Source organism: Chitinophaga sp. W3I9, from assembly GCF_050434025.1.
Taxonomy (GTDB): domain Bacteria; phylum Bacteroidota; class Bacteroidia; order Chitinophagales; family Chitinophagaceae; genus Chitinophaga.
Window position 1 is genome coordinate 3,040,117 of sequence record NZ_JBNPWC010000001.1, and the last position, 22,363, is coordinate 3,062,479.

Genomic DNA, 22,363 nt, shown 5'->3' on the forward strand with positions numbered 1-22,363 from the left:
CTCTTTAAAATTATAAACTGATATTTACACCCATGATCACCGTGGTATTCAACGGATAGAAGTCCGAGCTCTGCTGCCCTGCGCCCTGTCCGTTGTTCAAACGGGTAGGGTTGGACGTAACGGAAGATGGCGAGGTTTCCGGATCATAGCCCTGCCATTTGGTAAACGTGCCAAGATTTCTTCCGCTGACATATACCGTGAGGTTGGAAATCTTATACCGCTGCAAAGTGCTCTTATCGAAATTGTAGCTGAGCGTTACGTCTTTTATACGGATAAAGGACGCATCCTGCGCATATTTATACCCTTTCGGATTGGTGTAAAACAACGCCGGGTTGGTATTGATCTTGTTTTCAGAGGTCCAGTAGGGAATTTCTGCGGGCAGGTTAATAATCCCTGCCTGGTCCCTGTTATCGAGGATGTTGTTGGCACGAAGGGAGCCATGCACATCCTGGATGAAAATATTCAGGATGAAATTTTTGTAGGTAAAGGTGTTGGTAAGTCCTGCAATATATTTTGGTAATTGTGTACCAAGATAGGAGCGGTCTGCCGCATCAATCTTTCCACTGTTATCTAGGTCAGCAAATTTGATATACCCTGGTTTGGCGCCCGGGTCTATTTTGGCATCTTCTCCTTCCTGCCAGATACCGGTCATGGTGTAATCGTAAATGCCCAGCATGGGTTTACCGATGAACAGGTTGTTCCCAATATCATCTTTATTATCGCCATAAAGGGCTACCACTTTATTTTTATTAAAAGAGATATTAAAACCGGTATTCCAGCTAAAGTCGCCCGACTGGATATTGCGGCTGTTCAGCATCACTTCCAGCCCTTTATTGGCGGTTTCCCCGATGTTATCGTATACGGAAGTATAACCATTGATGGACGGAATTTTCCTGCTGAGCAACAGGTCGGAGGTGCGGGTGCTGTATCCCTCGATACTGCCGCTGAGGCGATTGTTCCAGAGGGCAAAATCGATACCTACGTTTAATCCCGCGGTGGTTTCCCATTTCAGGCGGCTGTTGCCCAGTGTATCCGGGATCACGCCAATGGAAGTAACGCCGTCATAAATATAGTTGACGGTGCTGAGCCTCGACAGCGTACGGTAGGCGCCTATCGCCTGGTTGCCCGATTTGCCATAGGACGCCCGTAACTTCAGCTGGGAGATCACCGGTGCTGCCGCCATGAACTTTTCGTTGTGGATATTCCATCCTGCAGCCACGGAAGGGAATACCGCGTATTTATTACTGGCGCCAAACCCCGAGTAGCCATCGCGGCGGATGGTGGCGGTGAGCAGGTAGCGGCTATCGTAGTTGTAGTTGGCGCGGAACATCTGCGACAACAGCGTACTGGCGCTGTAGCCGGTGGTAGTTTGCTGTACCTGTGCAGCCTTCATGTTATTGAAGTCCAGGTTATCATTGATAAAGGTATTGGCATCCAGTTGTGAAAAGAACTGTTCATCCTGCTGCGCGCTATAAAGTGCGGCAAAGTCCAGTGCATGCTTATTCCGTGTGATGGCATAGGAGAGCAGGTTTTCCACGATCCATTGTTTACTTTCCGTATTGTCTACGCTGGCAGTTCCTTTCAGATCACCCATTTTCCGGCCGGTGTAGTCGCCCGTGCGGGAAGGCCGGAATGCATAAGATGCATTAACCCGGTATTTTAGTCCTTTCAGAAAGGTGGGGGCTACTTCTGCATAACCGCTGGCAGTCATGTTTTTGCCGCGGTTTATTCCCGGGTTGTACAGGTTGATCAGCGGATTCAGATACAGTGTTTGCGGCGCAATGGGATATACTTCATAGTCGCCGGCTGCATTGTATAATGAGCCATATGGACTGAGGGCGTTGGCTTCAAACATGGTTACTTTGCCACCGTCCTGGTTATTATTTACAAGGAACAGGTTTACGCCTGTTTTCAGCCAGGAGGTTACATTGGCATCGAGGTTGGCCCGGATGCTGGAACGGTTGTACTGGAAGCCTTTCAGGTTCCCCTGTTCTTTCAGGTAAGTACCGGAGATATAGTATTTCACATGATCGGTACCACCGGAAATGCTTAGTTCATGGCTGTGGATATAACCCTGTTGGGCGATTTCTTTGAGCCAGTCTGTTTCCGGTGCGCCGTTGGCATAATTCGTTTGTTCTGTGAGGTAAGGCAGATCCGGCGCATCGGGGCGGCCTGCCTGGATATTGTACCAGTGATTTTTGGTGCGGTATTCTTCCCCGTTCATTTGTTTTACGGTATTGCTCTGGTATTCCGGTCCGGCGTAGCCGTTGTAGGAAATCACCGGCTTGCCCGTTTTACCTTTCTTGGTAGTGATCATGATGACGCCGTTAGCGCCCCTGGCGCCGTAGATGGCAGAGGCAGATACATCTTTCAGAATATCAACAGACTCCACATCATTGGGATTGATGTCGTTGTAACTGCCGCTGAAAGGAATGCCATCCAATACAATGAGCGGTGCATTGCTGGCGTTGATGGACTTAAGCCCGCGCAGGTAAAAAGCAGGCGAGCTTCCTGGCTTGCTGCTGTTACTGATAATGTTCACGCCGGGAGTGGTCCCCTGGATGGATTGCAATACATTGGTGACGGGCAGGTTTTTCAACCGTTCCTTTGGCACGGAGGATACCGAACCGGTGACATCACTTCTTTTTTGCGTACCGTATCCCACCACCACTACTTCGTTTTGTTGTTCTACAGAAGCTTTCAGCACAATATTAAAAATGCCGCTGCCGGTTACGCTTATTTCCTGCGGGATCATACCGAGGTAGGAGAATTGCAGCACCAGCGGTCCCTCTGTAGTGATATGAAGGGAATAACTGCCATCGGCGCCGGTGCTTACGCCCTGCGTGGCGCCTTTTACCCTTACCGATACACCGGGTAAGGGATTGCCCGCTTCGTCGGTTACTTTACCTTTCACATCTGTGGCCGGAGCCGCGCTGGTATTGTTTTCATAGCCACCGGCAGATTTGGGTGAAATGAAAATGGATTTATTTTCAATCACGTATTTCAGTGGCTGATCTTTCAGCATGAGGTCGAGGAATTCCCGGATGGATACATTTTCCACCTTCATGGTTACCGGGTTGGCTTTGTCCAGCACGTCTTTGCTGGCCACTACGGTGTAGCCCGACTGGACGCGGATCACGGAAAATATTTTTTCCACGCGCACATTTTTCCCTGACCAGGTGATCAGCTGCGCATATCCGGTAGCGCTTACATTCAGAAAAACGACGGTAAGTAATAAAAACGTCAGTTTCATAACTAACAGCATTTTGGTTGGAAACCAGCTCCGGGTATGCGCTTTTCCTGATTTTGGCGCATAGGGGAACCGGTTACAAAGAGCATTTTTTTGCATAGCTTTGTAATGATTAGGCTTGTAAATAGATAGATGTACGGAATTACTCAATTGTTTTGCATAGCTGTAATCTTGTTGCCGGGGGTGGGTCGAATCACCTCCGGTTTTTTATTACGCTAACTTCATTGGCTGATCGCTGAAATTTTGTTCACTGTTTTCCTATAACTGTTTCTGTTTTGATGATTAGCTTATTTATTTTCCTATAATTAAAGTCCTGTTTTCGAGGCGGAAGTGTACGCCTGATTCCTTCAGGAAGTTCAGTACACTTGAAAGATTTACATCACTACCAATTTCCCCTACAAAAGTGATATCGGGAGGAGTCGTTTCATATACTACTTCAATGTCGTACCAGCGCGCAATCATACTGATAACGGTGGTGAGCTTTTTATCCTGGAAATTCAGGATATCATTTTTCCAGGCAATGATGGCGAGGGTATCTGCCTGGTTATTGAGGGCGGTAGCGCCGGATTTTTTATTGATCTCCAGTTGCTGACCGGGCTTCAGTAAACTCGTTTGCTGCTGCACATGTACCCTCACAGCGCCTTCCAGGAGGGTAGTGCTGATATTATTTTCGTCGGGGTATGCATGGATATTGAAATGAGTGCCCAGCACCCGGACGCTGGTTTCGTTATTGAGTTGTACAATGAAGGGTTGATCTTTATTCGCGGTTACTTCAAAGTAGGCTTCCCCCGTAAGGGTTACGCTGCGGGTGTTGCCGGTAAAGGCGGTGGGGTAGCTGATAGCGCTGGCGGCGTTGAGCCATACGTTGGTGCCATCGGGAAGGCGCAGCCTGAATTTGCGGCCACGGGGCGTGGTCATGGTATTCTGACTTACTTCGCCGGTGCCGGCGGCATCATAGGAGAGCTGGCCGTTGCTGAGTATTACGCGTGTGCCCTGTTGTGTGGTTACGGTGCCGTTGCCCAGGCTGTCCAGTACTACTTCGCTGCCGTCGGCCAGCGTGAGCACTGCGCCGTTTTTGCCGGGTTTTACATCGGCGGTGGCAACTATGGGAACGGTGCTTTTACGGGATGTCCGCTGCCAGGTAAAGTAGCCGGCGGCGACTACCAGTAAAGCAACAGCGGCTGCCGCAGCATAACGCATGATTACCGGGCGCCTGCTTCTTACAGGTGAGTCTTGTTGCAGGATACTGTTCACCTGTTGTTCATACAAAACGGGATTATATGCCGGATCGGCGGGGGCCGCCGCATGCAGTTCACTGATCATGACAGTCCACTCCTCTTCATCCGTGCCGGTACGAAGTGCGGCAAACAATTCTTCCTCTTCCGCCGCAGTGGCAGAACCGTTGTAGTAACGCTCCAATAAAAACCTGTAGTACTCTTTTGCTTCCACGGTACAAACCCTTCTTTTGCTGATAGACGCTGAAATATTGTTACTGTACTATGCGTCTTAAAAAAAATTAAAAAAACTTCGACAGGAGTATAATCAACAGGATAGGAAGTCGTGTGCCGGTATGTTTTTCCAGGTATTCCCGGATGAATCTGCGGGCTGTTACCAGCTGGTTTTTGACCGTATTTTCAGAGATGTCCAGGGCATCGGCTATTTCTTTGCGCGATTTGCCTTCCTGGGTATTCATCATAAAGACTTCCCTGCGGGAGGCAGGTAATTTTTCTATAGCATGCCGGATCAGTACCTGTAATTCTTTTGCATAAATATCTGCAGGTACATCTGCATTATCCGGCATATCATCGGCGATATCATCCTGCCGGTGCTTTTCACGGGCATGTTTTCTAAGCGCGGAAAGGGAGTAGTTGGCCGCCAGGGTATACATCCACCCACCCGGATTTTCGATGCTTTCCAGGGTATGACGCACCATCCAAACTTTAAGGAATACTTCCTGTAATACTTCCTCCGATGCCATGCCGGACCTGAGCAACTTCTTTACAGACCCCGCTAGTACTGCATTATAGCGGTGGTATAATAAACGGAAAGCGGCTTCATCTCCACCTGCAATTCTCGAAAAAAGTATCCTGTCCTCAGATAAACTCACAGCGTGATCCGGATTTTGTGGCAAAATGATAAGCTATGGTCAATATTATACTATTTAGGGGTTTCCTGCAAGCGCTTTCTTTGCTGCCTACCTATTTTCTTCCCCGGAAATCATAAATTTACAGCATGAGTCAACATCCGCGTTTTACAGAAATGGCCTCAGCGGCTATCCATGCAGCCCAATCCGATATGGCCGAACATGCCCACCTGGTACCGGTTTTCGCTACCGCTACCTTTACATTCGATAATGCACAGCAGGGCATGGACCGTTTTAAAGGTACCGCCCCCGGCTATATTTATTCCCGGTTTGGCAATCCCACTGTAACAGTAGCAGAAAAGCTGATCGCCGCCCTGGAAGCTTTTGGCGTTACTACGGCAGATGGTGAGCCCCTGCAATTGAAAGCATTGCTGCACGCCAGCGGACAATCCGCTATGGCCAGCATGTTCCTGTCAAATGTAGTAGCAGGAAATACCATACTCACGCATTACTCGCTCTATGGCGGCACACACGAGTTCTTATTCGACTTCCTCCCGCAATTCGGTGTAAAAGCGCTCATTGCCGATCTGCATGACACAGCCGCCATAGCTGCCCTGCTGCAACAGGACCCGTCTATAAAAATGATCCATATTGAATCGCCCGCCAATCCATCCATGCGCTGTGTGGATATTGCAGCCATCTGCAAAATAGCCGGCACGCACGGCGTAAAAGTAAGTGTGGATAATACCTTTGCTACGCCTTATCTTCAGCAGCCATTCCGGTATGGGGCCGACTTTGTTTTTCATTCCACCACCAAATTCCTGAACGGTCATGGTACCGCTATTGGCGGTGTGCTCATCGGAAAAGATATTCCCCTGATGCAAACGAAAGTCAATAAAACAGCGAAATTGCTCGGTGGCTGCGCCAATCCGTTCGATACTTTTTTACTGATCCAGGGCATCAAAACACTGGAATTGCGCATGAAGCAACATTGCAGCAATGCGCAAACGGTAGCGGAATTTCTCCACGCGCATCCTGCCGTAGCGCAGGTCAATTACAACGGGCTTCCTTCGCATCCGGATTATGTGTTGTCGGCCAAACAAATGCGTCATCCCGGTGCGGTGATGAGCTTTGAACTGAAAGATGGATTTGACGCCGCCGTACGTTTCATTGACCGGCTGCAGATGTGTTTGCGCGCCGTATCACTGGGCGCCGTGGATACATTGGTATCTCACCCGGCGTCTATGACGCATTCAGGAATGAAAAAAGAAGATCGCGGGAAAGCGGGGATTTCTGATGGTTTGATCCGTATCAGTGTGGGGCTGGAAAGTGTAGGGGATATTGTGGCGGATCTGAAGCAGGCATTGGAAGGGTAATAACGTTTTTATTAAAATTTATAGCGAGGGGAGACAGAGGTTGGAGCCTTTTTTTGTAAATTTGTGAATGTCCCGACAATCAAAATATTACATAGGGATCGAAGTCGATAAACTGACCAACAGTATCTTAAATACTATTTCCGGAGCCAATTTTGAGACTGTTGTGAATCCGCTTGCAAAGGAGGACTTAAAAAGGGATATCATTGAAAAATGGATGGAAATTTGATTGGAAAAAGAGTTTAAACTGACCGATAGAAAGTTTATAAACTTACTATCGAAGGAAATAGTCACATATTGCAGAGATTAGCAAGTTTTGAGCGATTATACCGATCATTTTTTATCTCCGTCTTATTGAAAGTGCGCCTTTTAATTTAGGAAGTGCAAAGTTATACGAAGGAGTTCCGGGTAACCTATTTGCTTTTTCCTGTCAATTATCTATAGACCGTGGATATGAAGGATTTATATCCTTCACATCCAAAACAAAACTCATTTCGCATTACGAAAAAACGTTGGGTGCAGTGCATATTGGTAATCATAAAATGATTATCCTTCCAGACGGAGCTTTAAAGCTGGTTATTAAATATTTTAACAATAAATAACATGGGATACATTAAGGAACCGAAGGGTATTAATTTTGTTGTGGATCCTAAGCCTGTTACAGAAAATGATAAGAAATTGATCAGTGAAGTAATTTCTCATTATAAGGCAACAGGAAAGAAGAAACGGGTAGTATCAGGCAAGCCTGCGAGCAAACAAAAGGATAGTAAAAAGCTATCCCATTAGGAGTTTTTTGTCATCTACACCGCCAGCACCAGCGACAACAAATACACCAACCCCACAGACACCAGCCCCATTACCACCGTACCCGTGCTATACACCCGCAGCATATCTTTTATTTCCAGTCCTGAAAATTTAGAGATCACCCAGAAGTAAGCGTCATTGGTGTGTGAAATCATCATGGACCCTGCACCCATTGCCAGCACACAAAAGATGCGGCCATTAGCGGAATCCAACCCCATTACCGGCAGCAGCGGTTGCACAATGGCGGCTGCGGCAATCACGGCTACGGTAGACGACCCCTGCGCGGTTTTCAGGAGCGCAGTGATGAGGAACGGAAGAAATAATCCCAGCGCAGCGATGGATTGGTTCTGCGCAATATGGCTGCCAATATCTGCTTTTGCGAGGATGGCGCCAAAGGCGCCGCCACCGCCAATAATCACCAGTATGCCTGCTGCTTTTTCAGCGCCTTCCTGCAGGATAGCGCCCATATTATTTTTCAGTTGGGATAACGCCAGCAGGATACCTGCGCTGATCGCCACTTCAGGAATACCAAGAATAGAGATCGCCTTTAGTGCCGGGGAAGGATGTGTTAATTCCAGGCCGCTCAGGGAACGGACGGCAATGAGCAGTACCGGAACAGCGATAGGCAGCACAGACATGAGCACAGAAGGACCACGGGGCGTTTCGGTAGCAATGTCTTCTTCATTACTAACGCCAACGGCTATCCGCCGGCCGGCGAATACCGACCATAAATAACCTGCCGCCGATACCGGGATGGCAATGAGTAATCCAAACAGCATTACCCTGCCCGTTTCCGCCTGTATAGTGCCGGTGGCGGCAGTGATACCGGGGTGCGGCGGCATCAGGCAATGAACGGCATACAGGCCGGTGGCCAGTGAAGATGCCATCACAATCATCGGAATTCCCGAACGTTTGGCCAGCGCTTTATTTAATCCGCTTAATACTATAAATCCCGAGTCGCAGAAAATAGGCATGCCCACCAGGTAGCCGATGATATTCATCGCCAGCGCAGAGCGGCCGGTGCCGGTGCGGCGTAACACATAGTTGGCCAGCACAGTAGTGCTGCCGGTATGTTCCAGGATCAAACCCAACGTAGTGCCGAGCACAATGAGCAATCCCAGTGAGCCAATAATATTACCCATGCCGCTTTTAATACTGCCAAGGATATCCGTTACGGGCAACTGTAAAATCACGCCGGTGAGAACACTGGCCAGCAGCAATGCAAAAAAAGCATGCACCCGGAAGCGCGCGGTGAGCAATACAATGAGCGCAATGCCCGCCAGCAATCCCAGCATGCTTTGTATCAAAGGAATGGTATTCATATCTCTCCAAGATAAAAAGAATTACGCAATACCCCGTATAGGTGTTACCGTGGCAGCACCAGCAGGTTATAACATTAACGCATATATGTTTTTGCAAATATTACAGATTATTTATGCAACAGCTTGATAATGGCTATTTTACCTACCTTTGCACCTTAATACAGCGGATATGAAAAGAATGTTATTGACCTCACGTTATTGCCTGCTGGCAATAATGACCATTGTTTTAATGGCTTCGTGTGCATCTTCCCGGAAAAGCAGCAGCCAGCATGCCTATATGAACAAGCAGTATGAAGAGCTGAAAAACACGTTGAATGATGCGGAAGTAAGTATCATCAAAGACAGCCTGAAAGTGATCTTCCCCAACAACGTACTGTTTTCATCGTCTTCCGACCAGGTGAACGAAAGCGTAAAGCCTACCTTCAAACATTTTGCAGAAGTACTAAACAAATACAATAAAACAAAGATCCTGATCACCGGTCATACGGATAATACCGGCGCGGCGGAATACAACCGTGATTTGTCTGAACGCCGTGCAACAGGCGCCAAACAATTACTCAATAGTTTTGAAGTGAGCAACGACCGTATGTTCACCTGGGGATTGTCTGACCGCGATCCTGTTGCCACCAACGATACAGAAGCCGGAAAGGCAAGAAACAGGAGAGTGGAGTTTGTAATTTTGTATGATGTAAAGAATTGATTTTTTTATAAAGATAGTCAGCCGCTCCGGGCAACGGAGCGGCTTTTTTTTTGATATGATTTCCTGGATAAATTTTGTATTATTAAGGAATCAATGAAACCCAAATCTCCCGTCATGAATACTCGTCGTGATTTTATACAGAAAATTGCCGCCTCCGCTATGGTACTGCCCCTGATGCCGCTTGCCGGCTGGGCAAAAGATCTCCAACACTATGATGGCCCGGTATTACGTGTAGCCATTATGGGATTGGGCAGCTATGGCAACCGGGTGGCAGAAGCCATGCAGGCATGCGTAAAGGCAAAACTGGTAGGCGTGGTCAGCGGCACCCCCGCTAAAATAAAAGACTGGCAGAGCCGGTTTTCCATACCTGACAAGAACTGTTATAATTACGAAAACTTCGACCGCATAAAAGATAACAAAGACATTGATGCGGTATATATCACCACCCCCAATGCCCTGCATCACGACCAGGCCATCCGCCTGGCCGCAGCAGGTAAACATGTGATCTGCGAAAAGCCAATGGCGCTGAATGCCAAACAGGGCCAGGAAATGATCGCCGCCTGTAAAAAAGCAAACGTAAAGCTGCTGGTGGGATACCGCATGCATTTTGAAGCCAAAACACTGGAAGTTATCCGCATGCGTAAAAACGGCGACTTCGGAAAAATCATGTTCTTCCAGGGGCAATGCGGTTTCCGTATTGGCGACCCCACGCAGTGGCGCCTTAATAAAGATCTGGCCGGCGGCGGTTCCTTAATGGATATAGGCATCTATGCTATCAACGGCTCCCGCTATATGACTGGCGAAGACCCTATATGGGTAACAGCCCAGGAAACCAAAACCGACCCGGTGAAATTTAAAGAAGGCGTGGACGAAACCATCCAGTTCCAGCTGGGCTTCCCCAGTGGCGCCGTGGCGTCGTGCCTGTCTACTTACAACATGAACTACCTCGACCGCTTTTACCTCACCGGCGAAAAAGGATTTGCAGAGATGCAGCCTTCCACCGGCTACGGCCCCATCCGCGGGCGCACCAATAAAGGAGAACTTACCCAGCCACACGTTACCCATCAAACCGTGCAAATGGAAGAAATGGCAGGGATCATCCTGGAAGGAAAACAACCGGTGGTAGCTGTGGATGGAGAAGAGGCCCTGAAAGACCTGAAAATTATTGACGCCATCTATCACGCCGTTAAAACCGGACAGAAAGTAGACCTTAAACTGTCATAACCCCAAACGATCTGCCGAGGAAATATCCCGCGTGATAGTGAAAAACAGCAGGATCATCTATTAGTGGTCCGGGCGCAGCAATTCGCATCTGATCAATTCGTTTCTTTATGCTAAAATCATCAGCTATGAAAAAACGATTACTGTCAGTATTGTTGCTGGTTTGCCTTGCTGCCACGGCCAGCGCACAAGGACTGCATTACGGCATCAAGGCAGACCTGAACATGTTTAAACTGGATGGGGCAGGCATTAAATCAAATTATACACTGGGCGGAAGATTAGGCGTATATGCCGAATATGATTTTACAAAAAAATGGGGGCTGCAACCGGAACTCCTGTTCTCGCAGGTGGGACCCAAACGTGACGATGATTTCGGTGCAAAATATATTTCTGCCGGCAACGACAACGCCAATAAAAGCATTAAACTCAGCTATATTACCCTGCCCCTGTTATTGCGTTACAACGTGAATAAGTTAATTACTATCAACGCCGGACCGCAATACAGCTACCTGTTTTATGCCAATGAAAACCTCCTTAACTACAACCGTAATGCTTTTAAACGCAGTGATCTGGGAGTGGCTGCCGGCGCCACATTGAACTTCGACATACTGCACGTATACGCACGCTATGTACTCGGCCTTATGAATGTAAACGACATTGATGACCGCTACCAGTGGAAAACACGCCAGGTACAAATCGGCATTGGCGTGAATATTAAGTAAACAGCCTTACGCCTTTACTACGGTATCGTATATACGTTGTAACTGGTGTATATGTCTTTGCGTATGAATATTGATGAACTGTATCCACTCCAGCCGGGTAAAAGGTCCGAAGCCAGGCACTTCAAAGTCGGTGCATTCTTCTGTAAGGTTAACGGTATTGGCGGCAGTGGTTAATTTATGCCAGGCGGCAGCGATATCTTCCAGTACAGCTTCTTTCGGCATATAACCTTCTTCCGGTACAATCATGTCTGGCGACTTCATTTTAATATCGAAGTTCAGGAACAGTGATTTTACGGCGGGTATTTTTTCATCCGGTTGACGGTCGGTAGGTACCGCCTCGCCATACAAGATGCCACAGTCGCCGGCTTTGCAAATATGCGATGCCACCTGCGCGGCTGTCCAGCTGCCTTCAAAAGGTACCTTGTTCAGTTGTTCGTCATCAAAGGACGTAAGCAGTTGTTGCAGGATATCGCCGGTGTTGGTTACTTCGCGGAGCAGTTCTTGTCTCATGATTTTCTTTTTCACAAACTTAGGTGGATATATCGGTATATAACGGGTGTGAAAACGACAATCAGGCGGGCAAAAAAGGACAATAACAGCTGCAGTTATTTCACTACCTGCAGCTGTTCCCTGCATTATATTTTTTGGAACTTAAATATTATTTCCTGGAAGATCCCAGTTTTCTTTCAGCAGATTCCACTGTTTGGGCAATCAGTTTTGCGATAGTCATAGGTCCAACGCCACCCGGTACCGGTGTGTAGGCGGCCACCCGGTTTGCTAATGGCCCAAGTTCTATATCGCCGATGCCGCCTTTGTGATAACCGGCATCTATTACAACGGCATCATCTTTTATCCATTCCGCTTTTATAAATTCAGGTTTGCCCACTGCGCCTACTATAATGTCTGCCTGTTGGATAAGCTCCCGTAAATTATTGGTCCGCGAATGACAAATAGTTACCGTGGCATTTTCATTCAGCAGCATCATAGCTACCGGTTTGCCGAGGATAGGACTCCGGCCCACTACTACTGCATGCTTACCGGCAACAGGTACCTGGTAATGCTTCAGCAACTCCATAATTCCCGCAGGGGTGGCACTGCCATAAGCGGGTTCGTTCATCGACATACGGCCAAAGCCCAGGCAGGTAACCCCATCTACATCTTTATCAATATGTATTTTATCGAAACACGCCCGCTCATCGATCTGTGACGGAACCGGGTGTTGCAACAGGATACCGCAGATCTGGTCGTCGTTATTCAGCTTTTTGATGGTATCCAGCAATTCCTTGGTAGTGGTTTCTTTAGGCAGGTGTACTTTTACAGAGGTCATGCCCACCCGCTCACACGCATTCCCTTTCATTTTCACATATACTTCCGAAGAAGGATCATCGCCCACCAGGATGGTAGCCAGAACAGGCACCACGCCCGTTTTTTCAATGATGCGCTGCACCCTGATCTTTAATTCTGCTTCCATTTGTTTGGATAAAGCTTTTCCGTCGAGTAGTATTGTTGTTGCTGTCATATTTTGGTGTTTATTTCCGTGTGTTGAGCCAGATGTATGTAGAAGACAGCAAAGATACTAACCACCTGCGACATAATTTTTTTTCGTAAGACACATTCCTGTTACCTTTTTTTCCGTCTTTATAAACATAACGGTCTTTTAAAGGGCTGTTATTGATTCACGTATGAAAATAAAACTCTTTTCTATCCTCCTTGTAGCTACAGGGTATCTCCTTCCGCTTAACAGTTCCGGGTTTACAGCGCCTCCCAGGGAGGTGGACATTTGCGTATATGGCGGCACCTCTGCAGGTGTAATAGCTGCTTATACGGCAAAGCAGTTGCATAAAACAGTACTGCTCGTATCACCGGACAAACACCTGGGCGGCCTTACCTCCGGCGGTTTGGGATATACCGACATCGGTAATAAGTATGCTATCACCGGGTTATCGCGCGACTTCTACCGCCGGATCGGCAACCACTACGGAAAACTGGAACAGTGGATCTTTGAACCCCATGTGGCGGAAGCTACTTTCCAGCAGTATATCGATGCCGCCAAAGTGGAAGTGCTGTACGGATACACCATCAGCAACGCAGTAAAGAAAAACGGGTATGTTACGGAAATAACCGTGAACGGACTCGCGGAACAGGTGGTTAAAGCCAAAATGTTCATCGATTGCTCCTATGAAGGCGATCTGATGGCCAAAGCCGGCATCTCTTATACCGTTGGCCGGGAATCCAATGCACAATACCACGAAACCTACAACGGCGTTCAGCTCCTCGACAAACACCAGTTCCCCGACGGCATTGATCCGTACAAGATCCCCGGCAAACCCGAAAGCGGCCTGCTGTGGGGCATTAGTCCCGATTCGCTGGCCGCCCATGGCGAGGGCGACAAAAAGGTACAGGCCTATAATTTCAGGATCTGCCTGAGCAACCGCCCGGAAAACCGTATTCCGATCACCAAACCGGAAGATTATGATCCGTCGCGTTATGAGCTGCTGATACGCCTCCTGAATGCTACCAAACCTGAAGCCCTGAAGCCCAACCTCAAGATAGATCTCATGCCCAACGGGAAAACGGATATCAATAATTACGGCGCTTTTTCCACGGATATGATCGGGATGAACTATAACTACCCGGAGGCCGATCCGGCTACCCGGAAAAAGATCATCCGCGATCATGAGCTTTATACCAAAGGACTGTTATATTTTATAGGACACGATGAACGGATCGCTTCCCATCTCCGGGAACAAATGTTACAATGGGGGTACCCGAAAGATGAGTATACGGATAACGGCCATTGGTCGCCCCAGCTGTATATACGCGAGGCCAGGCGCATGATCGGCGGATATGTGATGACACAGGCCAATTGTGAAGGCCGGGAAAAAGTAACGGATGCCGTTGGTATGGCGGCCTACAATATGGATTCCCATAACTGCCAGCGTATCGTAGTAAATGGTATGGTAAAAAATGAGGGAGATGTACAGATTGGCGGTCTTGGCCCTTACCCGGTTTCTTACAGGTCCATCACACCTAAACCGGAGGACGCGAAAAATGTACTGGTGCCGGTTTGTTTATCAGCGTCGCACATCGCCTATGGCTCCATCCGCATGGAACCGGTATTTATGGTACTGGGGCAATCTGCTGCCACCGCAGCGGCGGTAGCCATCGATCAGCGCAGCTCCATACAGGACGCAGACGTAAAAAAGATCCAAACCATGCTGCGTACCAACCCGCTGGTGGATAACAGCCCGGCGGAAATACTGGTGGACGACAATGACGAGCAACACGTAACCATTACCGGCGAATGGAAAAAGGTGATCCATGGCTGCTATGGCCCTTCCATGCTCACAGACGACAGCAAGGGAGCTGTGCGCAAATCGGTACGTTTTTCACCGGCTATCGGGAAAACGGGTAAATATGAGGTATTTACCTATGTGCCGCGCCTACCCGGATTGGATGGAAATGCACGGGTAAAGGTATACGATGGCCGTACGGTAAAGGAAGTGGAAATTGCAGCGGCAAGTATAAAAGTAGAGGGACAAACCAGTGGCGAATGGGTGAGCCTGGGTAGTTACCAGCTGAAAGCCGGAACCGGCGCCTATGTGGAAATAGACAACCACAAAACGGACGGGATAATAGCTGCGGATGCAGTATTATTTATCCCGAGATAATTATTTTGGAAAAAATAGAACAGGAAGGATTCGGTTTACATTTTTTATCGTCTTTATAATTACAGGTAGTTCCGCGAAATGATTATTTTGTAATAAATTCCATGACCTTCCTTGCCGAAAGATAGTCCACATAATGAAAAAGAGCTGTTGCTGCGTGTGGCAGCGGGGGATCAGCCCGCCTTCCAGCGGTTATTTGACCGGTACTGGGGGAAGATGTATGCCAACACCCTGCAATTTGTTAAGTCGCCTGCCGTGGCAGAAGACCTGACACAGGAAATTTTTATAAAAATATGGATGAACCGGGAACGCCTGCTGGCAGTACAGCGTTTCGATGCCTTCCTGTATACGATGGCAAAAAACCTGATCCTGGATGAGTTCAGGAAAAGGGTATTGCCCACGGTGCAGGAAGAAGGACACCATGTGTACATGGCATCGGACCAGCCGTCTGCCCAGGATAAACTGGAACTGAAGGATTTTGAAGGCCAGTTGCATGCTGCCATCAACCAGCTGCCGGCGCAAATGCAACTGGCCTTCCGCCTGAGCCGCTTCCAGGGATTGTCGCACGATGAAATAGCCCGGCAGATGAATATTTCCAGGGTCACTTCCAAAAATTATATTGCACGGTCCATTGCCGCCATCCGGAAGTATATGGGTGGGAGAGCGGAGCATGTTACATGAGCATGGAAACAGGTGATAACGTTGCCGGTTAAACGAAGTGAAATATTTTCCGGTAACAGAAGGATTCCCGTTCGTTCTTTTTTCGTCTTTATTATACAACCCTTCATGAGAGTGTTGTGCTTGCATCCGGTTTTATGTTACACGATGAGTTAAAAGATTTATTGGAGAAATACCTGGACAACCGGATCACACCGGAAGAAACCAGGCGCCTGCAGGTATTGATGCAGGCAGAACGTAACGGGCCGGCAATGGAAGAAATGATTGAAGCCATACTGGCGGAAGACAGGTATGCGGCTAACGCTCATCCTGATCTGCAACAGGCTTTTAACAAGGTAATGGAAACTGCTGCCTTGCGGCAGGCGCTGACGCGGAGAGATGATGACGCGGAAACAGGCAACGATGCGCAGCCACCAATAAAGGAGGAAGATAACCGCTATCATATCTCCCGGAAAAGTATCCGCACTTTTTATAAAACAATGGCCGCGGCAGCAGCAGTAGCATTTATACTGGCAGCGGGTTACACCTGGCGCTATTATTACGCAGGCCCGGCACCGTTGGTATCAAGTAAAACAGCTTCGCCCATACCGGCAGGTAACAAAGCTGAGCTGATCCTGGCAGATGGCAGCACCATTGTGCTGGACGATGCAGGAACAGGAACAGTAGGCAAACAGGGAAACACCCGTATCATTAAACTGGACAGTGGCCGGCTCGCCTATCGTGGCATGAGCAGTAGCAGTGGCGCCGCCCCCGAATATAATACCATCCGCACGCCTAAAGGAGGACAGTACCAGGTAGTATTGCCCGATGGCAGCCAGGTATGGCTGAACGCCGCCTCTTCACTGAAATTCCCTGTAGTGTTTACAGGCAGCAACAGAACAGTACTCCTCACCGGGGAAGCGTATTTTGAAATCGCACAAAATGTGGCGAAGCCTTTTGTGGTTCAAACATCCGGTATACAGGTGAAAGTACTGGGCACTCACTTTAACGTAATGGCTTACACCGACGAAGCCCGTGTAAAAACAACCCTGCTGGAAGGCGCTGTCAGCGTAACACAAGGCGCTGCTACCGCAATGATGAAACCTGGTCAGCAGGCAAGCATCGCTGAAAAAGAAAACCAGTTTTTAATTACCCGCCCGGAAATAGAAGAGGTAATGGCCTGGAAAGAAGGACAGTTCAAATTCCGCAAAACAGATATCACCGTTATCATGCGACAGATAGCCAGGTGGTATGATGTGGACATCGAATACAAGGGCGATCTTTCCGGTATTCAGCTGTATGGCAGCATGACCCGCAAGGAAAGTGTAACACAGCTCCTTGAGCTGCTGGAGCAAACCGGAAGGGTGCATTTCACCATCAATGGAAGCCGTATCACCGTAATGCCCGCCACTATGAAGTAAATCAGGAGAGTACTCCACGTATGAATTATTTAAACTCAACCAGAAGATAGTATGGAACTGTTTACCATTGTCCACTCCCACGGGAGCAGGAGCCGTATGCCGGCTAAACAACGAACATGGCGGGTATTTAAATTTACCGCCTGGCTGCTGCTGGCAGCCTCACTTACCGCCAGCGCTCAAACCGTAAAGCTCTCCGTGAGTAAAATGCCGCTGGATAAGGTATTTGATCTTATCAGCAAGCAAACCGGCTACCAGTTTATCTGCGATGAAAAACTGCTGGAAGATGCGCCGCCGCTCAGTGTGAATATTGCCAACAAATCGCTGGAAGAAGCCCTGAAGATCTGCCTGAAAGATCTTCCGCTTACCTACACGATTAAATATGGCACCGTAGTTATCAAAAAAAACACACCGCCCGGCGGAACGCTTTCCCCACAGGACGGCAGCTCACCGGCAAAAACCATTACCGGCATCGTTACGGATAGCGCCGGTGTAGGCTTACCCGGCGTAACGGTAGGCATCAAAGGCACTACAAAAGGCGTGCTCACAGATGAAAATGGCAAGTTTTCACTGCCCAATGTAACAGACCAGGACGTACTTAGTATTTCCAGTATCGGGTATCTTACAAAACAACAACCTGTTAAAGGGGAAAAGTTTTTTCGTATACCTTTATCCGTTACTCCCGCGGCATTAACGGAAGTAGTGGTAGTAGGATATAGTACCCAGAAAAAAGTAAACCTCACGGGAGCCGTAGCCACCGTATCCGGCGAGGTGCTGGCCGCGCGGCCGGTAGGACAAACCGCTGCGGGGTTGCAAGGTACCATGCCCGGCGTTACTATTACGCAAGGCAACGGTAAACCCGGCGGCGATGGTGGTACCGTACGCGTGCGCGGCTGGGGTACCCTTAAAAACCCCGATCCGCTGGTGCTTATCGATGGCGTGGAAGGCTCTATCAACAACATCGATCCTAATGTGATCGCCTCCGTTAGTGTGCTGAAAGACGCGGCATCGGCGGCTATATATGGTTCGCGTGCGGCTAACGGCGTAATACTCGTAACCACCAAGAGAGGCAAAAGCAACAAGCTGTCCATTAACTATAACAACTACGTTGGCTGGCAGAAACCTACCAATCTGCCTGCACTCACCAACGCACTAGATTATATGTTGCTGGCGAATGAGGCGTATAAAAATTCCGGCCGCTCTCCGTTGTACTCCGATGCATTGCTGGAAAAATACCGGCAGCAGGGAAACGGCAGCTCGGATTCGCTGCCCAATACCGATTGGCAAAAGGCCGTGTTAACCGGTTCCGGTTTTCAGCAAAGCCATTTCCTGACAGTGAACGGTGGTACAGATAAAGTAAAGATGCTGGTATCACTGGGGTATTTTGACCAGAAAGGGCTGATGGATAACAACGAATTTAAACGCCTTACCATCCGCAGTAATACCGATATCATTTTTTCGAAGAAGTTAAACATGCAGTTTGACCTGCAGTATATCAGCCCGGTAACCACAGAGCCGGCAACAGGCGCTGATGTGATCTTTGCCTACATGAATAATATTTCCCCCAATCAGCTGGCGGTAAATGCCAACGGTACCCGCGGGGAAGGATGGGTAGGCATCAACCCGGCGGCAGCAGCCAGCGAAGGTGGTCTGAACCGCGTAAGTGCGCCCTGGGGCAGTCTCAACACGTCCATCAACTACCAGCCGGTAGAATGGCTTACTGCTTCCTTTAACATCGCCCCCAAATACGTGCAAACCTATACGAACAAGTTTAATAAAGTGGTGCAAACCTATCATCCTGATGGCACTCCCAGCTATAAGTTCCCACCGGTAAGCACCCTGGACGTTTCCAGTCAGCGGCAGTTTTACAACAATATGCGCGGTACGCTCACATTCCAGAAAAAATACGGCGTACACGACCTGAAAGTATTGGGCGGCGTGGAACAAAACAGCTACCGCCAGGACAGATTCACCGCGTACCGCGACAACTACGTTTTACCCGACTATCCCATACTGAATGCCGGAGCGGCTACCAATATGAATAACGGCGGCGCCGGTGAAGAGTGGGCGCTGCGTTCCTTTTTCGGCAGGATTAACTATAACTACAAAGAAAAGTACCTGCTCGAAGTTAATACCCGCTACGATGGATCTTCCCGTTTTGCAGAAGGCCGCAAATGGGGGGTATTCCCTTCTGCATCAGCCGGATGGCGCATTTCAGAAGAAGCATTTATGGCATCGCTGAAACCGGTGGTGAATGAATTAAAGCTCCGCGCATCGTGGGGCCGGCTGGGTAACCAGAACATTGGAACCTACCCGTCTGCCACTGTAGTGAATCTCAGCTCTTATACAATGGGCGGACAAATCATAGGCGCCGCCGCCCTGGATTCTCTCGCGAACAAAAATATTACCTGGGAAAGTACCGAGATGAGCGATATTGGATTTGATGTAACCCTGTTTTCCCATCTCTCCATAACAGGAGATTATTATGTCAGCAAAACAAAAGATATCCTGCTGCTGCTCAATATCCCGCTCATCACCGGGCTGACAGCCCCTTACCAGAACGCAGGAAAAGTAAGTAACAAAGGCTGGGAGCTTGGCATCAACTACGATGGCAGGATCCGCGACTTTAAATACAATATCGGTGTGAATGTATCCGACGTGAAAAATAAAGTAGTGGATATGCACGGTATTAATCAATCGGCTGTAACCGTGAGCAGGGAAGGATACCCGGTGAATTCTATTTTCGGGTTAGAGGCAGAGGGATTTTTCCAGAATGCCGATGAAGTAGCCAAACATGCTACACAATTCGGCACTGTTGCACCGGGCGATATCAAATACAAAGATCAGAACGGCGATGGCATCATCAACGAAAATGATAAGGTAATTATTGGCAACACCATTCCCCGTTATACTTATGGCGTTAGTTTAAACGCATCGTGGAAAGGCTTCGACCTCAGCGCATTTCTGCAGGGTGTAGGTAAAGTAGACGGCCTGATTTACGGCGCCGGTATCATGCCTTTTTATGTAAGCTCTGTAGGCGGTACCGCCCAGGAGCGCTTCAAAGATTACTGGACGCCGGAGCATAAAGATGCCGCATTTCCGCGGCTGGTATTTGGTGGCACCAACAACCAGCAGATCTCCAGTTTCTGGATGAAGAGCGCCGCTTATCTGCGCCTGAAAAACTTACAACTGGGATATACGCTGCCGGCCAACCTGGTGAAATCCATGCGGATCAACAGCCTGCGGGTGTTTGTAAATGGTTCCAACCTGTTTACGTCCAGTAAGTTCTGGCCGGGCTATGATGTGGAAACAGCTGTGGGCGTGGCCGACAACTATGCCATTGTAAAGGTCTACAGTTTTGGTGTTAATGTAAATTTCTAAAAACCGAAATCATGAGGAAGCGTTTTACCTGTTGGATGATTGTGGCTGTTACCCTGCTGGGGATACAGGCCTGTAATAAAGATTACCTGGATAAAGATCCTTTAACCGGCCCTTCCGACGCCGCTTATTTCAATAACCAGGACGAACTGCTGCTGGCAGTGAACGGACTGTATAAAGGGCTGAATAAGCCTATGGACAAAGCCTCCGACCCGGCCCAGCTGGACGGGTTTCCCTCAGTGCTCCTGTTTGATGCCATCAGTGATATTGGCTATGAGCGAAACAACAGTGACCTGCAAAAAATAGGGCTGGGTAACCACGATGCCAACAATACCTTTACACAAGGCATCTGGACGGATTACTACAAGGTGATAGGACGGTGTAATTATATTCTGGATAATGCGGAAAGAGTACGGGCCGTAACTGATCCCTTGCTGTACCAGCGCAGTATGGGCGAAACCCGTTTTGTAAGGGCATTTATGTATCAGCAGCTGCTGTCGATGTTTGGCGGGGTGCCGTTGGTAACGCATACCCTTTCATTGGAAAACTCGCAGGTGCCACGCAGCGAGAAAGCAGCCGTACTTAAATTCGTATTCGATGAGCTGGACAGTGCGGCAGCATTACTGCCGGTTACCTATCCGGCTACCGATAATGGCCGTGCTACCAAAGGCGCAGCGCTCACTATAAAAGCAAGGGCGGCGCTGTATAACGAACAATGGAAAACTGCTGCTGATGCCGCCAAAGCAGTGATGGATCTTAACGTGTACAAGCTGGATGACAGCTACCCGCGGTTATTTAGCTATGATGGAAAAAATTCGCCGGAAGTGATCCTGTCCCTGCAGTATCAGTTACCGGTTATCAACTGGGTAGGACCGTACCCGCTCCTGTGCAGGAATGCCGGTGGTGCTTCCAATAAAATTCCTTCACAGTCGCTGGTCGACAGCTATGAGTGTACCGACGGACTAACCATTGATCAATCACCGTTGTTCAACCCGCAGAAGCCTTTTGAACACCGCGATCCGCGGCTTGGCTTCACGATTGCACTCCCGGGATCCATCTTTTTTAATTACCAGTTTGAAACGCATAAGGACAGTCTCACGTGCTGGAACTATAATACCAACCCGGCTACCCGGATCGTAAACCAGGATGCCGTTAACGCTTACGCTTCATTCAGTGGTTATTGCTGGCGTAAGTATGTGGATCTGAAAGATAAAGACAATACGCGCCAGTCGACCATGAGCGTGATCCTCGCACGGTATGCGGAAATATTGCTCATGTATGCGGAGGCAAAAATAGAAGCCAATGAGCTGGATGCCACCGTATACCAGGCGATTAACGCGGTAAGGAAACGGCCGGGAGTAAACATGCCGGACATTCCCGCCGGCAGCACACAGGAAGCGCTTCGTTCTGCAGTAAGGAAAGAGCGGATGCACGAATTGTCGATGGAAGGATTCCGTTTGTTTGATATCCGCCGCTGGAAGATTGCCAATAAAGTGATGAAAGGGCCATTTTATGGCCGTGTTCCGAGAGGCTGGCTTGCTGCCGCCCCGAAGATAGATGCCAATGGGATCGCCGATTACAGTGCGGTGCCCAATAAAGGGGAAATGCGGGTGATAGAAGTGCGCACCTTTAATGCTGCACGGGATTACCTGTGGCCGATCCCTTATATAGAAACACAAACAGATCCGTTGATCGTACAAAATCCCGGTTATTAATTCCGGGAGATAAATATCTGGTCACCCATGCTGCTGCCCGTTGTGTTTACAG

The 22,363-nt window shown here is 48.7% G+C and carries 16 protein-coding genes; 10 read left to right on the forward strand and 6 right to left on the reverse strand.

Features of this window, described 5'->3' with window-relative positions:
• Positions 1 to 10: 10 nt before the first annotated feature.
• The 3 genes from QFZ51_RS12680 to QFZ51_RS12690 all read right to left on the reverse strand — a co-directional run bounded on the left by QFZ51_RS12680 (position 11) and on the right by QFZ51_RS12690 (position 5,357).
• Positions 11 to 3,253 carry a TonB-dependent receptor gene (locus QFZ51_RS12680; RefSeq protein WP_429046292.1) on the reverse strand — a complete coding sequence of 1,081 codons (3,243 nt, stop codon included), beginning with the start codon at positions 3,251 to 3,253 and terminating at the stop codon, positions 11 to 13.
• A 288-nt stretch (positions 3,254 to 3,541) separates the two neighbouring features.
• Positions 3,542 to 4,699, reverse strand: a complete 1,158-nt coding sequence (locus tag QFZ51_RS12685) for a FecR family protein (RefSeq protein ID WP_429046293.1) — start codon at positions 4,697 to 4,699, stop codon at positions 3,542 to 3,544.
• A 67-nt stretch (positions 4,700 to 4,766) separates the two neighbouring features.
• Positions 4,767 to 5,357 carry an RNA polymerase sigma factor gene (locus tag QFZ51_RS12690; RefSeq protein ID WP_429046295.1) on the reverse strand — a complete coding sequence of 197 codons (591 nt, stop codon included), beginning with the start codon at positions 5,355 to 5,357 and terminating at the stop codon, positions 4,767 to 4,769.
• Positions 5,358 to 5,482: 125 nt separating this feature from the next.
• Between QFZ51_RS12690 and QFZ51_RS12695 the strand changes: the two genes are divergently transcribed.
• Both QFZ51_RS12695 and QFZ51_RS12700 read left to right on the forward strand, forming a co-directional pair.
• Complete coding sequence (locus QFZ51_RS12695; protein WP_429046296.1) at positions 5,483 to 6,709, forward strand: trans-sulfuration enzyme family protein; 1,227 nt, start codon at positions 5,483 to 5,485, stop codon at positions 6,707 to 6,709.
• 600 nt (positions 6,710 to 7,309) lie between these two features.
• On the forward strand, positions 7,310 to 7,492 hold the full coding sequence (locus QFZ51_RS12700) for a hypothetical protein (protein WP_370911653.1): 183 nt from the start codon (positions 7,310 to 7,312) through the stop codon (positions 7,490 to 7,492).
• Between the two features lie 14 nt (positions 7,493 to 7,506).
• Here the strand turns inward: QFZ51_RS12700 and QFZ51_RS12705 are convergent, their stop codons facing one another.
• Positions 7,507 to 8,832 carry a GntP family permease gene (locus tag QFZ51_RS12705; RefSeq protein ID WP_429046297.1) on the reverse strand — a complete coding sequence of 442 codons (1,326 nt, stop codon included), beginning with the start codon at positions 8,830 to 8,832 and terminating at the stop codon, positions 7,507 to 7,509.
• A gap of 169 nt (positions 8,833 to 9,001) precedes the next feature.
• Between QFZ51_RS12705 and QFZ51_RS12710 the strand changes: the two genes are divergently transcribed.
• From QFZ51_RS12710 to QFZ51_RS12720, 3 genes are all read left to right on the forward strand, one after another.
• Positions 9,002 to 9,532, forward strand: coding sequence for an OmpA family protein (locus QFZ51_RS12710; RefSeq protein ID WP_429046299.1), 531 nt, complete (start codon positions 9,002 to 9,004; stop codon positions 9,530 to 9,532).
• A gap of 114 nt (positions 9,533 to 9,646) precedes the next feature.
• On the forward strand, positions 9,647 to 10,756 hold the full coding sequence (locus tag QFZ51_RS12715) for a Gfo/Idh/MocA family protein (protein ID WP_429046301.1): 1,110 nt from the start codon (positions 9,647 to 9,649) through the stop codon (positions 10,754 to 10,756).
• A 125-nt stretch (positions 10,757 to 10,881) separates the two neighbouring features.
• Entirely contained in the window at positions 10,882 to 11,475 is a 594-nt protein-coding gene (locus QFZ51_RS12720; RefSeq protein WP_429046302.1) for a porin family protein, read from the forward strand.
• 6 nt (positions 11,476 to 11,481) lie between these two features.
• Here QFZ51_RS12720 and QFZ51_RS12725 read toward each other — a convergent pair whose 3' ends face one another.
• Together QFZ51_RS12725 and folD are read right to left on the reverse strand one after the other, a co-directional pair.
• Positions 11,482 to 11,985, reverse strand: a complete 504-nt coding sequence (locus QFZ51_RS12725) for a DinB family protein (RefSeq protein WP_429046304.1) — start codon at positions 11,983 to 11,985, stop codon at positions 11,482 to 11,484.
• Between the two features lie 148 nt (positions 11,986 to 12,133).
• A complete protein-coding gene (folD, locus tag QFZ51_RS12730) occupies positions 12,134 to 12,994 on the reverse strand; it encodes a bifunctional methylenetetrahydrofolate dehydrogenase/methenyltetrahydrofolate cyclohydrolase FolD (RefSeq protein ID WP_429046305.1) in 861 nt (286 codons plus the stop codon).
• A gap of 163 nt (positions 12,995 to 13,157) precedes the next feature.
• Here folD and QFZ51_RS12735 point away from each other — a divergent pair, with 163 nt between their 5' ends.
• From QFZ51_RS12735 to QFZ51_RS12755, 5 genes are all read left to right on the forward strand, one after another.
• A complete protein-coding gene (locus QFZ51_RS12735) occupies positions 13,158 to 15,146 on the forward strand; it encodes an FAD-dependent oxidoreductase (RefSeq protein ID WP_429046307.1) in 1,989 nt (662 codons plus the stop codon).
• 111 nt (positions 15,147 to 15,257) lie between these two features.
• Positions 15,258 to 15,824, forward strand: coding sequence for an RNA polymerase sigma factor (locus QFZ51_RS12740; protein WP_429046308.1), 567 nt, complete (start codon positions 15,258 to 15,260; stop codon positions 15,822 to 15,824).
• 134 nt (positions 15,825 to 15,958) lie between these two features.
• Positions 15,959 to 17,221 (forward strand): FecR family protein, encoded by a 1,263-nt coding sequence (locus QFZ51_RS12745; protein ID WP_429046309.1) that lies wholly within the window; start codon positions 15,959 to 15,961, stop codon positions 17,219 to 17,221.
• Positions 17,222 to 17,272: 51 nt separating this feature from the next.
• Positions 17,273 to 20,599: a TonB-dependent receptor gene (locus tag QFZ51_RS12750; RefSeq protein ID WP_429046311.1), complete on the forward strand. Its 3,327-nt coding sequence runs from the start codon at positions 17,273 to 17,275 to the stop codon at positions 20,597 to 20,599.
• 11 nt (positions 20,600 to 20,610) lie between these two features.
• Positions 20,611 to 22,311 (forward strand): RagB/SusD family nutrient uptake outer membrane protein, encoded by a 1,701-nt coding sequence (locus QFZ51_RS12755; RefSeq protein WP_429046312.1) that lies wholly within the window; start codon positions 20,611 to 20,613, stop codon positions 22,309 to 22,311.
• The last annotated feature ends 52 nt before the right edge of the window (positions 22,312 to 22,363 follow it).

Bases quoted from the DNA above. Each gene is read 5' to 3' on its own strand.
- QFZ51_RS12680 (WP_429046292.1), bottom strand. From the start codon at position 3,253: ATGAAACTGACGTTTTTATTACTTACCGTCGTTTTTCTGAATGTAAGC.
- QFZ51_RS12695 (WP_429046296.1), top strand. From the start codon at position 5,483: ATGAGTCAACATCCGCGTTTTACAGAAATGGCCTCAGCGGCTATCCAT.
- QFZ51_RS12700 (WP_370911653.1), top strand. From the start codon at position 7,310: ATGGGATACATTAAGGAACCGAAGGGTATTAATTTTGTTGTGGATCCT.
- QFZ51_RS12705 (WP_429046297.1), bottom strand. From the start codon at position 8,832: ATGAATACCATTCCTTTGATACAAAGCATGCTGGGATTGCTGGCGGGC.
- QFZ51_RS12710 (WP_429046299.1), top strand. From the start codon at position 9,002: ATGAAAAGAATGTTATTGACCTCACGTTATTGCCTGCTGGCAATAATG.
- QFZ51_RS12715 (WP_429046301.1), top strand. From the start codon at position 9,647: ATGAATACTCGTCGTGATTTTATACAGAAAATTGCCGCCTCCGCTATG.
- QFZ51_RS12720 (WP_429046302.1), top strand. From the start codon at position 10,882: ATGAAAAAACGATTACTGTCAGTATTGTTGCTGGTTTGCCTTGCTGCC.
- QFZ51_RS12725 (WP_429046304.1), bottom strand. From the start codon at position 11,985: ATGAGACAAGAACTGCTCCGCGAAGTAACCAACACCGGCGATATCCTG.
- folD (WP_429046305.1), bottom strand. From the start codon at position 12,994: ATGACAGCAACAACAATACTACTCGACGGAAAAGCTTTATCCAAACAA.
- QFZ51_RS12735 (WP_429046307.1), top strand. From the start codon at position 13,158: ATGAAAATAAAACTCTTTTCTATCCTCCTTGTAGCTACAGGGTATCTC.
- QFZ51_RS12745 (WP_429046309.1), top strand. From the start codon at position 15,959: ATGTTACACGATGAGTTAAAAGATTTATTGGAGAAATACCTGGACAAC.
- QFZ51_RS12750 (WP_429046311.1), top strand. From the start codon at position 17,273: ATGGAACTGTTTACCATTGTCCACTCCCACGGGAGCAGGAGCCGTATG.
- QFZ51_RS12755 (WP_429046312.1), top strand. From the start codon at position 20,611: ATGAGGAAGCGTTTTACCTGTTGGATGATTGTGGCTGTTACCCTGCTG.